Source organism: Streptomyces sp. NPDC127177, from assembly GCF_042672475.1.
GTDB lineage: Bacteria > Actinomycetota > Actinomycetes > Streptomycetales > Streptomycetaceae > Streptomyces.
On the sequence record NZ_JBHXUW010000088.1, the window covers coordinates 1 to 15,110 of the forward strand.

The following is a 15,110-nucleotide window of genomic DNA, read 5'->3' on the forward strand; positions in this document are numbered from 1 at the left end:
GCTCACGCCCCGTCCGGGCGTGAGCCGGACGGATGGCCGCGACGCTGGGCAGGAGGGGGCGAGCCACCCGAGCGCGCTCGGCGCCGAGCACCGCACCGTGGACGTCCCACTCCGAACACCGGCGGCCGTGCTAAGAGCTCCTGCCGAAACCTTGGTTGATGAGTTCACGTGGCCTCGACGTTGCTACACGTTTGAGCGACATGTGCCGTAGATTTCTCCCTGAGGTGTGGCGGCTGCCATACGGTGGGTTTCTCGCGAGACACATTCCCCTCTTCGATGACGAAGATGGCAGCATCGCCGCCGTTATGGGCAAGGAGTGGGGACCGTGGAGTCGCTCGTGAGGACAATGACCGGCCGGAACAGGGAGCAGCTCGCTCTGTCCGCGTTCGTGACCGCCCCACGTGGACGGGCACTTGTCCTGCGGGGCGAGACGGGGGTGGGCAAGAGCGCACTTCTGGACCATGTCGCCGAACAGGCGCGGAACGAGTGCACAGTGCTCAGGGCTGCCGGGGTCGAGGCGGAGTCCGGGCTTCCGTTCGCCGGCCTGCATCAGTTCCTGTATCCGTTGCTTCCTTGTGTTGATGGTCTGGACGATGGTCACCGAGGCGTGTTCGATGTTGTCTTCGGTCGGGGCGAGGGTCGTCCTCCTTCCGTTATGGCGCTCGGTATCGCCGTCCTCGACCTGCTGTCCCTGGCGGCATCACAGAAACCGCTCCTGCTGGTGCTCGATGACGGTCAGTGGCTGGATTCCGTCAGCGCTGAGGTGTGCGGGTTCGTGGGGCGCAGGCTGGCCGGGAGCTCGGTGAAGCTCGTGGTCGCTCTGCGTTCCGAGGTGTCTTCGCGGTTCGACACGGCGGCGCTGCCCGAACTGCCGGTCGGGGCACTGTCCGCGGAGGCCGCCGAGCGCATGCTGGATCTGCGCTACCCAGGGCTGGACGCGCGGACCAGGCGGCTGGTCCTGGACGAGGCCAGGGGCAATCCCCTGGCCCTTCTGGAGCTCCCCCCTTATGTCAGCAGGGGCCATCTGGGGCGCGGCGCCGAGAAGTTGTTGGGGTATCACGGGTTACACGGTGTTCCGCTGCCCCGCCGTCTGCAGCATGTGTACGGCACCCGTATCGAACGGCTGGAGGACGCGGTACGCGGGGAGTTGCTGCTTGGAGCCCTGGACGGTGTGGGAGCGGGGGCACGTAGCGGTGGGACACGTGGTGTGCGTTACCGCATGAGGGATGCGGACGAGGCGGCGGCGGTGGGTCTGCTGGACATCGATCCGGTCAGTGGCGAGTTCGTCTTCCGGCATCCCCTGGTCCGTTCGACGGTCGTTCAGATGGCGACGCCCAACCAGCGGCGTGCGGCGCACGCGGAGCTGGCCCGGGTGCACCGCTCGGACGTCGAGCGGCGTGCCACACACCTGGCGGCCTCGACGATCGATCCCGAGGAGAGGGTGGCGGCGGCGCTGGAGGCCGCTGCGGACTCGGCGACCCGGCGTGGCGGGGCGATGGCGGCCGTGGGCTGGCTGACCCGGGCCGCGGAACTGAGCGAGAACCACCGGGACCGCTCCAGACGGCTGGGCGACGCCGCGTTCGTCGCCGGGCACGCAGCCCTGCTGGACCAGGCACAGCAACTCGTCCACTCCGACGCCGCACCGGGCGGGAAGGAGTCCCCGGCCTCGGTGCTCACCGCCGCCTATGTGGCCCTGTACGAGGACGGGGACGTGCGCTCCTCACCGCGCCCGGTCATCGCGGCGATCGAGACCCTGCGCGAGGCCGGGCACCACGACCGGCCGGAGGCCCTCGAGCGTCTGGTGAACCTCCTGCTCGCCATCAGCCAGTACGCGAGCGACGACGCGGTGTGGGAGCGCACCCACGAACTCCTCGGCTCGATGGGCGACCTGGTCCGGCCCAACTCCCTGATCTACCAGGACGCCTGGAGCGACGTGGTGCGCCGCGGGGCCGGGGTGCACGAGCGGGTGGAGGATGCTTTCGCCGGCCTCCCGGCCATGGAGCCGTGGGACGTCACACGCCTGGCCGTGGCCGCCTACCACGTCGACGCGCTGAGTCCGTACCGCCCCCATCTGCAGCGCAGCGTGGACCGCGAGGTGGAGACGGGAGCCGTCGCGAACGGAATGACCATGCTGCACCTGATCATGCTCGATCAGATCGCCCTGGGGGAGTGGGACGAGGCGGAACGCACAGGACAGCGCGGACTGGACCTCGCCACATCTCACGGCCACGTCCTGTTCGCCTACCACAGCCGCGCCTACCTGGCCCTCCTGGCCGCGATGCGCGGCCGGTCCGACCGGGCACGGGAGTTGCAGGCCGAGGTCGATTCCTGGGCGCGCCCGCGCGGCGTGGGATTCCTGACCCAGATCGCCGACGCCGCCGGCACCGCGGCAGCACTGAGCGAAGGGGACTACGAGGCCGCTTACCTGTACGCGATCGGCATCACCGCCCCCGGAACGTTCACCCCCAGCGCCCACCAGGCCTCCCGCACACTGCTCGACCTCGTGGAAGCCGCCATGCACACCGGACGCTCCGAACAGGCCCGCCGGCACGCCCTGGCCGCACAGGAGGCAGGACTCCCCGCCCTCTCGCCCCGGCTCGCACTGACCACCTACGGAGCACTGGCCATGACAGCACCCGACGAGAAGCAGGCCCTCGACATGTTCACCAGGGCCGAGACCCATCCGGACGCCACAACCTTCCCCTTCGAACTGGCCCGCATCCGCCTGGCCCACGGCATCCGGCTACGACACACCCAAGGACCCAAGGCAGCACGGCAAACACTGAACCGGGCCGCCGACGCATTCGAACAACTCGGCGCCACAACCTGGACCGAACGAGCCCGCGCCGAACTCCGGGCCTCCGGAGTCTGCGCCCACACCACACCGATGGACCTTGCCTCACTGACCTGGCAGGAACGCCGGATCGCCGACCTCGCCGCCGGCGGCCTCACCAACAAAGAGATCGGCGAACGCATGCACCTCTCACCACGCACGGTCAGTTCCCACCTCTACCGCGTCTTCCCGAAACTGGGCATCACCACCCGTGCCACGCTACGAGACGCCCTGGGCAAGACACCCGAGGACCGCTCGACCTGAACCGTCGCGGCCCTCCGGGCCGAACCACTGAACTGCTCTCCTTGATACCGCCGAATCATGGGGCGCACCCGGTGCGGCCATGGCGCTGCGCGCGACGCCGGCCCGGCAGGAAACCGCCGGTCTCAGCACCGGCAGGAGGATCCTGCTGCTGGAGTGGCCCGACAGGCCGGCGGACGGGCGACCCGGACCGTCCGCCGCTGGGCCGCCCCGGTAGTTCGGCGGCCCGGTCACGCACCCCGCAGCCCCCGCTCAGTCGGACGGCCCCCGCTGTCTCGGCACCGACAGGAGGTAGCCGGGCCCTGCATCGGCGTGCGGAAGCCGCCCACCACCCGCCGGAGCCGCTATGTCCCGGAAGGAGAGGACCGAGCGGGCCTCGAAGCCCAGCGGTCCGTACAGCCGCGGGACCATGTCCTGGTCGGCCTCGGCGTGCAGGAACGGGGTGCTTCCCTGGTCCGCGACGACTGAGGACAGGTGCCCGACCAGGCGCCGGGCCAGCCCCCGCCCCCGGTACTCGGGCAGTGTGCAGACAGTGCTGATCTCGGTGTGACCCGCGGGACGCATGCGAAGGCCCCCCATGGCGACCAGGGCCCCGAACCGGCGGACCCCGAAGTAAGTGGTACAGCGGTGACTGCCGGGACGGAAGGGGCCCGGCCGGGTCGCCCTGATGAGAGTGGCCATCTCCGGGATGTCCACCGGTGTCAGTTCACGTACGTCGTCGTCGTACGTCGTCACCGGCCGCCGCGCCACGAGCTGGACACCCCGGTCGTAGGACACGGTCTGCCAGCCCTCGGGGAGCTCCGGGTCCTGACCTACCAGGGAGAGCACGCCGCCCGGACCGGCCAGCACGGCCGCGTCCACCCAGTCCTGAGGCCCCGGCCGGTCCGGCAGCGCGGCGAAGGCTGCGAGATCGGGTGCGTACCGCAGAATGCGGCCCCGCCGGAGCGCGAAGCGGGAGTGCCCCGCGGTGAGGGAGGCACGTACGGGAAGGTCGAGCAGATGAGGCATCGGCGGTTTCCATGGGGTATGCGTGGCTCCGCCGACTGCGCGAAGGCGGGGCCACTGTCGCCGACTGCTCGTCGGCGGCTTCGGTGGACAGATGACGATCCGGGCCGGGCCCTTCGGGGACAGGCTTCCCCCAAGAACCCGGCATGAAGACAGCTTCCCTCTCCAGACCCTCGGGTCCGCGGTCGCGGGCCGTGGCCTGACAGTTTCCTGCCGTCGAAGGGGGCGTCCGGTCGTTATCTCCGGCTCCTGGCAGGGCGGGATGAGCGTGACGCGGCGGGTCGAGCCGGCGTCCGAGCGGACGTCGATGCGGAAGCAGTGCAGGAACTCGTCCGGGAGATCGACAGCGAGCGCAGACATGGTGCCCATGAAGTCGTCGGGATGCGGGTGACCCGCGTGCGGTTCAGGATTGGACTTGACGGTCCAATGATGGGTTCTTCACACTTCACCGGACCGGCCGATGAACCGGGTGCCGGATTCCCGGGCGGCCCGGTGCGGTTCGGCATCGGACGCACCGATCCATACCGGGGAGGGCAGCAGAGCGATGAGACGAACGGAGGCACGGCCAATGGATGCCATCGAACGCCTGAGCACGATCGAGGATCTGCGCCGCCTGATGGCGCGCTATGTCTACAACGCCGACATGCAGAGCTGGGAGAATCTGGCGTCGCTCTTCACCACCGACGGCACGTTCACCCCGCACAACACCGACGGCTCCGTCGCGGCCCGCATGGCGGGCCGGTCGCAGATCGCCGAGTCGATTCCGGCCAACGTCGGTACCGGGGCAGTGGTGGTCCACCACCTGTTCTCCGACGAGATCGAGGTCGAGTCCGAGACCTCTGCCCGTGGGGTGTGGGCGATGGAGGACCTGATCAGGCGCCCCGCCAGTACCGGGCCGGACGGCGAGCCGCGGTTCACCTCCATGCACGGCTTCGGGCACTACCGGCCCCGGTTCACCAAGGTCGACGGAGTCTGGAAGATCGCCGAGCTCGTACTGACCCGGGTCCGGATGGACCTCGAGTACTGACACGACCACCCGGTCCCGATGCCGGGGCCGTTCATCTCCGAGCGAAGGAGGAACACCCGTGAGCAGCAATGATTCCCGCCGTGATCCGGAGCCGTTCGTCATCGACGTACAGCAGGAGGTCCTGGACGACCTGCGCACCCGGCTGAAGGCCACCAGGTTCGCGTCCGACCCGGAGAACGACGACGAGACGTACGGCCTGAGCACCGCCTACCTCAAGCCTCTGATCGAGTACTGGGCCGACGGATACGACTGGCGCGCCGCCGAGACGAAGCTGAACGCCTTCAACCAGCACCGGCTGGACGTCGACGGCAGCCCGGTGCACTTCATCCACGAACGCGGCAAGGGTCCGGCTCCGATCCCACTGCTCCTGATGCACGGCTGGCCCTGGACCCACCACCACTGGCACAAGGTCATCGGCCCGCTCACCGACCCCGCGGCACACGGCGGCGACCCCGCCGACGCCTTCGACGTGATCATCCCCTCCCTGCCCGGCTTCGGCTTCTCCACGCCCCTGACCAACCCCCGTGAGAACTACGCAGACATGGCCGACCGCTTCCACACCCTGATGACCGAGGTGCTCGGCTACGACAGGTACGGCGTCGGCGCGGCCGACTACGGCGCGCTCGTCGGCGCCCGGCTCGGACACAAGTACGCCGACTCCCTCTACGGCATCCACTTCGGCAACGAGATGCCACCCACGATGTTCCAGGGCGACCGCTTCTGGGACCTGACCGGCGGTCAGCGCACCGAGGACATGCCCGAGGACATCCGGGCCCGTACCCTGCGCCGCAACAGCACCTACGTCTCACACGTGGCCGCACACCTCCTCGACGGCCAGACCCTCACCCACGGACTGAACGACTCCCCGGCCGGCATGCTGGCGTGGGTCCTCAAGCGCTGGAAGACCTGGAGCGACCGCAACGCCGACTTCGACGCCACCTGGCCCGCCGACGACATCCTCACCTTCGCCACCATCTACTGGGTCAACCAGGCCATCGGATCCTCCATCCGCGCCTACAAGAACGCCGGCCTCTACCCGCCGAAGCCCGTCAACGACCTGAAGCCCTACGTCCAGGCCCCCGCCGGCTTCACCTTCCTGCTCGGAGACCGCTCACCCGGCGCGGACACGCCCGAGGAGCGCATCGCGATCTTCAAGGTAGGCGGCGGCCAGTTCTACGCCGACATCCGCGATGTCAACGTGCACGACAAGGGCGGCCACTTCGGGCCCTACGAAAACCCCGAAGCCTGGATCCACGACCTCCGCACCACCTACCGCAAGCTGCGCTGACAGTCCGAGGGCCGGGAGGACGCGCGTCCGGAACGGCGGACTGCCTGCTGCCCCGCCGCGCGCATCATCAGTGCCACCTGGCAGGAGCACGGTGTCTTCGACGAGCTCAACGGACTCCTGCGCCGATTGGTCCGAAAGACCGAAGGCCGCAACACCGAACCCAGCACCCCATCCTCGATGCCCAGAGCATCAAGACCTCGGCCGACGTGCCTGCGACCAGCAGGGGCATCGATGCGGGCAAGAAGATCGCAGGCCTCAGCCGCAGACTCACCCGCGAATCCACCCACAACTGGCGCGACAGCTGAACGGCAGCAGAGCAGGGCGTCTATGAGTCATAGCAGGTAGGGCCACAGGCTGACACTGTTCCGCGCCACACTGATCTCGACCCACGTCCCATCGACAGCACTCGGCGGCGGCGGGTCAGCGAGGTCGAAGAGAATGTGGGCGCCAGCTACGTCCAGCACGGCTCCGCCATCGCCCGTCAGTCCCAGCCGCCCCCGAAAGACGATCTGATCCCCTTCCTCCTCCTCATCCACCCCGGGTGAGAATGAAGCGGCCGGCCGAGTGTTGCTGTCCCAAGCCGCGTCCTCTTCAACAGTCCACTCCACATGATGCTCGCGGCCCACTCCCGTCGGATCACCGATCCAGAACGCCGCAGCGGCACCTACCTCCGAGCGCACTCGAACCGTCGCACGACCGTCTGAGGCCTGCCCCACCGCTTCCACTTGGACCAACACCCCGCAATCATCCATGGCAGCACTGCGTTACCAAACACTCCTGCCGGGACGAACGCTCTTTCAGAGGCCCAGGTCGTACGCGAGGCAGTTGAAGTGATTCCACGCCCCTTCGGGGTCGTAGCGATGGGCGGCTCCGGCGTCGGGGCTCGTCACCTGGTCCTCGACCATGTCCTCGTAGCGGATGCGCTCGGGAAGCTTCCCGAAACGTGCGTGCCGTGCCGCCGCGGCGCCATCCGTCATCGTCTCTTCGCTCATCACAGCAGGTCTCCGCTCGTTCACTGGCGGATGTGCGCCGTAGCGCCTGGACGGATCCAGCATGCACCCAGTATCGTCACCGGTCAAGCAGGTGACGAATGTGAAATGGTCCTTGATTCTCACCGTCAGGGACTTATGCGTCCGGTTCTCCTACGGAGAAGAGTGAGGGACGTCGAATCCCCACCACGGAAGGAAGTACTCGCCATGGACGGCGACCGATCCGATGCTCGGAGCCGACCGGGAACGCCCCCGGATCCGCCCGTGCTGTCCTTGAGCATCCACCGGGTGCTCGACGGCTTCGTCAGGCTGCCCATGCACGCGGAGTTCCGGTTCGATCCGGACGCCCCGCTGGTCGTTTCCGTGGTGCTCGCGACCGAGGAGGGTGTGAGCGTGACATGGCGCATCGGTCGCGAACTGCTCCACAAGGGTCTGGACTCGGTGAGCGGCAGTGGCGACGTGCGCGTTTGGGCTGCCCGCTGCGGTGACCGCGACACCGCGTGGCTCCTGCTCGACGCCCGCGATATGAGCGCCCTGTTCGAACTCCCCGTCCCGCCGCTCACCGACTGGCTCGAACGCACCTACAGGATCACACCGCCGGAAGCGGAGATGGCGGGACTGGACTGGGATTCCTTCATCGCGGAGGTGCTTGACACACCCGCAGGGCCGATCGAATCACGCGAGTGTGCCGGAACCGACGAATCCTGAGCGGTCACCCGCCCGGACCGCGCCAGACGTTGTCGAACGCCTTCTGCTCGATGTTGCGCCGCTGCCGCTCTGCCTCCAGTTCCAGCATGGCGTCACTGACGGTGGCCAGAATGAGCGCGACCGTGTCATCGGTCATCTCCGGAGCGTCCTGCGCCTGTTCGCTCTGGACTCCTACGGCTTCTGCCAGGGTCAGCAGGACGGGCTCGCCGGAAGACCGAAGCTCCGCCGCCCGGTCGCGGGCGGCGGAATCCGTCAGAGTCAGCTCGCCGGCCTCGAACGGATGCCCGCGCCGACGCTGCCGTGTCAGAAGCCCCGCCGCTTCGAAGTCCGAGACGTAGGCCACGGCCAGCCCGTCCCCCCGGCGCCAGAGCCAGTCACCGATCGACTCGTACGGCTCCGCCCGGAGAAGCGACGCGGAAGCCTGCTCCAACAGCTCATCCGACAGGGCGGGGCGAGGGCCGGGCACGATACGGTCCTCGCGCAACTCGACCGCACCGGAACTGAACAGGTCGATCAGCTCGGCCCCGGCCAGCGCGAGTGACAGCTCACCCGGCCTGACGGGTTGATCGCTGACCGTGTCCATGGTGATCACAAGAAGGTCCCGCGCTGTGGTCATGAAGGCTGCACGTCCCAATGTCGACATCGGCACCAGGCCGTCCGGCTGCCCAGGGGCAGGGACGAGCCTGAACGAATCACACACGTATCACCTTACGGGGCGAGGGCCGGGCACGGAGTCAGGAGACATCTATGACCGACATCGCGCCGATGCCCGGTACGGCCGAACGCAGCAGAACATCGAAGAGACAGACCTCCCTCGGACGCGGACGCAGCATGGCATCGCTGCCGGGCTCGATCCCGACCGCACGCGGCGAAAACCGGCGGCCCCCTTCGCGCCTGCCGCTCACCACGGTGGCATCCACCGCTATCGGGCCAATATTGCGGACGGTCATAGTCGTTGACCTGGCGCATCCGCCAGAATGCCCGGCCGGGCAACGGAATCTCACGTCGCCGAACGTGCTGCTCCCGCACGAGGGCTCGTAGTGTGGATCAGGCGGCGAATGGTATGCCCGCCCCGTGCTGATGACTGGAGGGACGTGCCGTTGCCGGCCGCCCCTCGGCCGATCCGCACCGATCACCCGGAGGAGAGCCGCCACCGGACAGGTGGCCTCTCTGCGAAGCCCCTTCTTGAGACCGCTCCGCAGTGCGGCCGAGGTCATGGGCGGCGGACCCGGATTCACGACGACGGACAGCCCTTGGGTGGCCAATCGCCCCGGCGGTGGGCAGGCTGTGGGGCTACGCGTTTCCTGCCGTAGAACACGCTATGCAGCAGCAGCGGGGCAAGGGTATGAACAGGGGTATGACCAGGGACAAGAACTGGGGGAGCGGCATGGCCGAAGCAGTTGACGAGGGCACTGGTGTCAACGAGGCCGTCGGGCGGACCGCCCTGATGGTCGCTGCCGCGCGGGCCATCGAGGCCGGGCGCCCGGACGCGCTGGCACGCGACGAGTTGGCCGAGCACTTCGTCCGCGCGGCCCGGGCCAGTGCAGACTGGCCTGTACACCTGGACCAGGTGCCCGGGAGGGACGACGACCCGCTCTGGGGCAGACTCGGCCGTTTCTTCGGGCTGCGTACCCGGGTGTTCGACGACTTCCTGCTGGACCGGACGGCAGCGGGAATCGACCAGGTCGTCATCCTGGGCGCCGGGCTGGACTCTCGTGCCTACCGGCTGCCGTGGCCACCGGGATGCACGGTGTTCGAGATCGACCAGGAAGGCGTCCTGTCCTTCAAGCAGGCTGTTCTGGACACGCTGGACACCGCGCCCCGGAGCGAACGCCGACCGCTCGCCGCCGACTTGCGCCTCGACTGGGCCGGAACGTTACTCACGGCAGGGTTCGATCCCGCGCGTCCGACGGCCTGGGTGGCCGAAGGGCTGCTGCCGTACCCGCCGCCCGGCGCGGAGCGGGAGCTGATCACCACGATCGTCGCGCACAGCGCCCGGGGGAGCGCCATCGGCTATGAGGTGAAGCACGGTGTGAAGCCGGCCCCGCTCACCGACTACCCCCTTCACACGGCGGCACGTGAGCGGATCGGTGTCGACCTGTCCGCTCTGTTCAACGCGGACCCACGGCCGGACTCCGCCGGGGACCTGGCCGCGCGAGGATGGTCGACGACCGTCCGTACACCGTTCGACTTCACCAGGCAGTACGGCCGCGGCCCCCTCCCGGAGAAGGACGACTCGCTCGCCGCCAATCAGTGGATCTTCGCCACCCTGCTGCCTGCGTGAGTGAGGGGCCCCGGCGCCTCGGAGCCGTGCCGTCCTAGCGGGTGCACACGGTGCGCGCGATCCGTTCCAGCAGTCGACGGGCGGCGGACAGCGGCACTTCGGCATCCGCCCGCCCCGAGCGCGGCAACCTCGATCAACTCGACGAGGAGCCATTCTGGGCGCGCCGGCGGACCTGCTGCGGTACTGCCTCACCGGGGTGCTGAGCCTCTCCTGACGCCGACGGCGGGCCGCACCCGCACCCGTACAACCGCACATGGCGATGGACGGGTGCGGGGAGCCTTCCCAGTGGTTCAACGGCGGCGGCCGGGGCAGAGGTTCACTCTCCAGATGGACAATCCGAAGCAGTGCACGCCAACAGAACTTCATATGTGTTCACATGTGTTTCAGTAGTCGAGTCTCAAGACCGTTCCACTCGACGGAAGGATCCATGATGATCGACAGGCGTGCTCTCCTGCGTACCAGTGGCGTCGCGGCGGCCGGCGCACTCGGCGCTGCCGCCCTGATGCCATCCGCCGCGGTGGCGGAGCCGTCCCGTATCTCCGCCACCCCCGCCACCTCTGCCACCTCTGCCACCCCCGGCCCGGTGGACCCGGATCCGACCGAGGGCGTCACCCGCACCCTGCTGCAGGAGCATCCCTCGCCCGCCAAGGGCTGGGAGGCCGTCCAGACCCTGGTACAGATCCCCCGGCACAAGGAGTCGGGCCGCCACAGCCACCCCGGCGTCGAGGTCGGGTACATCGTCCAGGGCGACGTCCTCATGGTGTTCGACGACAGGCCGCCCCTGCGACTGCGCACGGGCGACCCGTTCTTCATCCCGGACGGCGTGATCCACAACGCCCGCAACGTCGGAAAGGTGACGACGATGATGCTCTCCACATACGTCGTGGACGAGACCAAGCCCCTGGTGACCAACTACTAGGGCGCGTCACCCCTGCCCCTGCCCCCTGTCCCTGCTCTACTCCAGTTCCTCGATCGCGGCAGGGCCGACCTGCGCGGCGCGGACGCGTGCGACGTCCAGTTTGGGGCTGCGGTCGAAGCGGTAGATGCCGTTCTGCTCCTGGAAGACGTCGGTCAACTGGGTGTAGCAGTAGCCGAACATGTTGGCGTCCCGCAGCAGTACTTCGGTGAGGCCGCTGAATCGGGTGTGGAACTCCTCCTCGTCGCGGACCCGCTCGCCGTAGCCCCAGGACTGGCTCCGGTCCTGGCCGGACTGGGCGGCCGCTTCGGGGTCCCACCAGATGCCGCCGAACTCGCTGACGAAGTACGGCTGACCGCGGTAGGGCTGCGAGTAGAGCGAGCCGTTCTCGTAGGTGTTGACGAACGGGTCGTCCTCGGCGAGTCCCGCCATCAGCTTCCGGAAGGCGGCCGGGTCCTGTTCGTAGTTGTGGGCGTCGTAGATGTCCGTCTCGGCGACCCGGTGGGCGTAGCCGGACGAGTCTATGACCGGCCGGCTGGTGTCCATGGCCTTGGTGGCCAGGAACATCGCACGCGTCACGGCGTCGAGCTGGGTGATGCGGTCGTGCAGCTTCTGGTAGGTCTCGTTGAGCGGGCACCAGCCGATGATCGAGGGGTGCGAGTAGTCGCGTTCCACCGCCTCCAGCCACTGGGCGACGTAGGAGGCGTCCGGCTGCTGGTTGTCGCCGGAGGAGCCGCCCGTCTCGCACCCCCAGTCACCGAACTCTCCCCACACCAGGTAGCCGAGGCGGTCCGCGTGGTAGAGGAAGCGCTCCTCGAACACCTTCTGGTGCAGCCGGGCCCCGTTGAATCCGGCGGCCATGCCCAGTTCGATGTCCCGCACCAGGGCCTCGTCGGTGGGCGCCGTCATCAGCCCGTCCGGGTACCATCCCTGGTCGAGGACCAGGCGCTGGAAAACCGGACGGCCGTTGAGGACGACGGCCTTGCCGCGCAGTCCCACGGCGCGGAGCCCCGCGTAACTCCCGGCACTGTCGGTCACCTGCCCGTCCGCGTCCAGGAGCTCCAGGCGCAGGTCGTACAGGTGCGGGTCACCGGGCGCCCACTCGCGTCGCCTGGCGTCCGGAACGGGGAGGTGGAGACGCGGTGCCAGGTCCAGATCGGCGCGCACCTCGGCGCGGCTCACCTCGCCGTCGCCGTCGCTGAGGACGACACGCACCCGGTATCCGGGCCGGTTGCCGGACAGCGGGAGTTCCAGGTGGAAGGCGGAACCGGCCAGGTCGGGGGTGATCCGCGGCCGCCGCAGATGCAGGTCGGGGACGGGCTCCAGCCACACGGTCTGCCAGATGCCGGTCACACGTGTGTAGTTGCAGTCGTGGTTGGCGTAGCGCACGGCCTGCTTGCCCCGCGCCTGCGGGCCGGATTTGGGATCACGGGCCCGTACGGTGATGACGACCTCCTGCCCGGCTCCCGCGATGTCGCCGAGATCGGCGGTGAACGGGGTGAAGCCGCCGCGATGCCGGGCGACCTCCTTGCCGTCCGCCCACACGGTGGTGTCGTAGTCGACCGCGCCGAAGTGCAGCAGCACGCGGCGTCCCGCCCAGGCCACCGGCAGGGTGAGGGCACGGCGGTACCAGACGGCTTCCAGGAAGTCGGTGTCACCGACGCCGGACAGTTCGGACTCGGGAGGGAACGGCACAAGGATCTCGTCGCGCAGCTCGCGGCCGAGCAGTCCGCGTTCGAGGCCGCTGTCGCCCCGGTCGGTCTCGAACTGCCAGGCGCCGTTCAGGTTGAGCCAGTCGCGCCGCACGAACTGCGGGCGCGGGTACTCAGGGCGCGGAATGGGCTGAGCGGGCACACAAACTCCAGTTGATCGGATGGCCGGCGGGGAAACGCCGTGCCTGCGTGTACGGCGGGGAGGCCGGGGCGGGTCAGGAACCGCCGAGGCCGGTGGTGGCGACGGAGTTGACGATGCGGCGCTGGAAGAGGAGGAACACCACGATCAGCGGGAGAGCCGCCAGCAGCGCGGACGCCATGGACTGCGCGTACTGGATGCCGTAGGCGTCCTTCACGGTGGCCAGGCCCACCGGAAGCGTCATGAGGCCGGGGTCGTTGGTGACGATGAACGGCCACATGAAGTTGTTCCAGGCACCGATGAAGACGAAGATCGACACCGCGGCGATGATGGGCCGCGACAACGGCAGCACGATCGACAGGAAGAGCCTGAACTCCGAGGCGCCGTCGATGCGGGCCGCGTCCTCCAGCTCCCGGGGGATGCCGTCGAAGAACCGCTTGAGGATGAACACCATCATCGGCGCGACGACCTGGGGCAGGATGACCGCCGCGTAGGTGTCCACCAGGTTGAAGAGGAGCATCTGCTTGAACAGCGGTACGACGAGCAGTTGCGGCGGAACCATGATGGCGGCCACGGTCACGGCCAGCAGGGCCCGGCGGCCGCGGAACGTGCCCCGCGAGAAGCCGTACGCCGCGAGGGCGGAGACGGCCACCGTGATGAGCGTGACCAGACCGGCGATGAGGAAGCTGTTGAAGGCCCAGGTGGTCACGTTCCCGCGTTCCAGGATCTGCCGGTACGCCTCCATCGTGAAGGCACCCTTGAGAGGGGACAGCCCCGGGGTGGACACATCCTGTTCGCTCTGGAACGAAGTGGCGATCGCCCACAGGAACGGCAGCAGCCAGACGGCCGCCAGTACGGCCAGTGCTGTCCCGGCAAGGACCCGGGGCAGTCGGCCGTGGCCGAGGAGCAGGGGGGAGCCGGCCCCTTCACGGGGTGGGCGGGGCCGGCTGCGGACAGTCGGCGGGTTCATTGCGGACACGGTCAGTCCTCCCGGCGGAAGAGGCGGATCTGGACGAGCGAGGCGACGATGACGAGCGCGAAGAAGAGGTACGAGACGGCCGAGGCGTAACCGAGCCGGTATCCGGTGAAGCCGGTGTCGTAGACGTACTCCAGGACCGGACGGGTCGAATTGTTCGGACCTCCCCGGGTCAGGATGTAGATCTGGTCGAACACCTTGAGCGAGGCGAGGATCTGGAGCATGGCCACCAGCGCGGTGGTCCTGCGCAGCTGCGGCAGGGTGATGGACCACAGCCGCCGCCACGCCCCGGCACCGTCCAGTGCCGCGGCCTCGTCGTACGTCGAGGGCAGGGACTGGAGCGCCGCGAGGTAGAGCAGGAAGTTGAAGCCGACCGTCCACCAGACGGTGAGGGCGGCGATCGACCACATCGCGACGGACTCGTCCGACAACCAGCCGACGGAGTCGAAGCCGAGCTTGTTGAGGAGTTGGTTGCCCAGGCCCAGGTCCGGCTGGTAGAGCCAGGCCCAGATGAGCGTCACCACGGTCACAGGAAGGAGGTAGGGGGTGAAGAAGGCCAGTCGCCACGCCCACTGCCCGGCGAGCCCGCTGTGCACCAGGAGCGCCATCGCCAGGGCGACCAGCACCAGGGGAACGCTGGAGATGGCGGTGAAGAAGACGGTGTTGCCCAGGCTGCTCCAGACATCCGGATCGCCCAGGGCCTCGGCGTAGTTGCCGAAGCCGACGAAGGACGGCTCGTGCAGGGCCAGGGAGGTGTCGGTGAAGCTCATCCACAGGCCCTGTACGACGGGCCACACCAGGAACAGACCGAAGACGAGCAGGAACGGCAGGACGAACACCAGCCCGTTGCCCGGGGTGAAGCGCGGCCATCGGCGTGCGGTGCCGGGGTGGGCGTCGGCCAGAGCGTTGGGTGGCCCGGCCTGGGCTTCGGTGCCAGGGGGTGCGGTGGTACTCATGTGGTCACTCCTTCTG

General features: G+C 68.6%; 13 protein-coding genes and 1 pseudogene. 7 read left to right on the forward strand and 7 right to left on the reverse strand.

Annotated elements, in window-relative coordinates; genetic code table 11:
- Positions 1-346: 346 nt before the first annotated feature.
- Complete coding sequence (locus tag ACFVJX_RS33885) at positions 347-3,097, forward strand: AAA family ATPase (protein ID WP_384135881.1); 2,751 nt, start codon at positions 347-349, stop codon at positions 3,095-3,097.
- A 249-nt stretch (positions 3,098-3,346) separates the two neighbouring features.
- Here ACFVJX_RS33885 and ACFVJX_RS33890 read toward each other — a convergent pair whose 3' ends face one another.
- Positions 3,347-4,102, reverse strand: coding sequence for a GNAT family N-acetyltransferase (locus ACFVJX_RS33890; protein ID WP_384135841.1), 756 nt, complete (start codon positions 4,100-4,102; stop codon positions 3,347-3,349).
- 565 nt (positions 4,103-4,667) lie between these two features.
- Here ACFVJX_RS33890 and ACFVJX_RS33895 point away from each other — a divergent pair.
- The 3 genes and pseudogenes from ACFVJX_RS33895 to ACFVJX_RS33905 all read left to right on the forward strand — a co-directional run.
- The gene (locus ACFVJX_RS33895; protein WP_384135842.1) at positions 4,668-5,126 is read left to right on the forward strand and encodes a nuclear transport factor 2 family protein; all 459 of its coding nucleotides are present in this window, start codon (positions 4,668-4,670) and stop codon (positions 5,124-5,126) included.
- 58 nt (positions 5,127-5,184) lie between these two features.
- A complete protein-coding gene (locus ACFVJX_RS33900; RefSeq protein WP_384135844.1) occupies positions 5,185-6,414 on the forward strand; it encodes an epoxide hydrolase family protein in 1,230 nt (409 codons plus the stop codon).
- 72 nt (positions 6,415-6,486) lie between these two features.
- Positions 6,487-6,683, forward strand: a pseudogene (locus tag ACFVJX_RS33905) (IS5/IS1182 family transposase); the annotation flags it as partial.
- A gap of 528 nt (positions 6,684-7,211) precedes the next feature.
- Here ACFVJX_RS33905 and ACFVJX_RS33910 read toward each other — a convergent pair.
- Entirely contained in the window at positions 7,212-7,406 is a 195-nt protein-coding gene (locus ACFVJX_RS33910; protein ID WP_384135846.1) for a hypothetical protein, read from the reverse strand.
- A 261-nt stretch (positions 7,407-7,667) separates the two neighbouring features.
- Between ACFVJX_RS33910 and ACFVJX_RS33915 the strand changes: the two genes are divergently transcribed.
- The gene (locus ACFVJX_RS33915) at positions 7,668-8,111 is read left to right on the forward strand and encodes an SsgA family sporulation/cell division regulator (RefSeq protein WP_384135847.1); all 444 of its coding nucleotides are present in this window, start codon (positions 7,668-7,670) and stop codon (positions 8,109-8,111) included.
- Between the two features lie 4 nt (positions 8,112-8,115).
- On the opposite strand, the gene ACFVJX_RS33920 is transcribed toward ACFVJX_RS33915, so the two are convergent.
- A complete protein-coding gene (locus ACFVJX_RS33920) occupies positions 8,116-8,727 on the reverse strand; it encodes a GPP34 family phosphoprotein (RefSeq protein WP_384135849.1) in 612 nt (203 codons plus the stop codon).
- A 118-nt stretch (positions 8,728-8,845) separates the two neighbouring features.
- Positions 8,846-9,061 (reverse strand): hypothetical protein, encoded by a 216-nt coding sequence (locus ACFVJX_RS33925; protein WP_384135850.1) that lies wholly within the window; start codon positions 9,059-9,061, stop codon positions 8,846-8,848.
- Positions 9,062-9,468: 407 nt separating this feature from the next.
- Between ACFVJX_RS33925 and ACFVJX_RS33930 the strand changes: the two genes are divergently transcribed.
- Entirely contained in the window at positions 9,469-10,395 is a 927-nt protein-coding gene (locus tag ACFVJX_RS33930) for a class I SAM-dependent methyltransferase (protein WP_384135852.1), read from the forward strand.
- 430 nt (positions 10,396-10,825) lie between these two features.
- Entirely contained in the window at positions 10,826-11,314 is a 489-nt protein-coding gene (locus ACFVJX_RS33935; RefSeq protein WP_384135854.1) for a cupin domain-containing protein, read from the forward strand.
- A 36-nt stretch (positions 11,315-11,350) separates the two neighbouring features.
- Here the strand turns inward: ACFVJX_RS33935 and ACFVJX_RS33940 are convergent, their stop codons facing one another.
- The 3 genes from ACFVJX_RS33940 to ACFVJX_RS33950 form a co-directional block, all read right to left on the reverse strand.
- On the reverse strand, positions 11,351-13,165 hold the full coding sequence (locus ACFVJX_RS33940) for a glycoside hydrolase family 2 protein (RefSeq protein ID WP_384135856.1): 1,815 nt from the start codon (positions 13,163-13,165) through the stop codon (positions 11,351-11,353).
- 73 nt (positions 13,166-13,238) lie between these two features.
- Positions 13,239-14,132, reverse strand: coding sequence for a carbohydrate ABC transporter permease (locus ACFVJX_RS33945; RefSeq protein ID WP_384135858.1), 894 nt, complete (start codon positions 14,130-14,132; stop codon positions 13,239-13,241).
- Positions 14,133-14,143: 11 nt separating this feature from the next.
- Positions 14,144-15,094: a carbohydrate ABC transporter permease gene (locus tag ACFVJX_RS33950; protein ID WP_384135860.1), complete on the reverse strand. Its 951-nt coding sequence runs from the start codon at positions 15,092-15,094 to the stop codon at positions 14,144-14,146.
- Positions 15,095-15,110 lie beyond the last annotated feature (16 nt).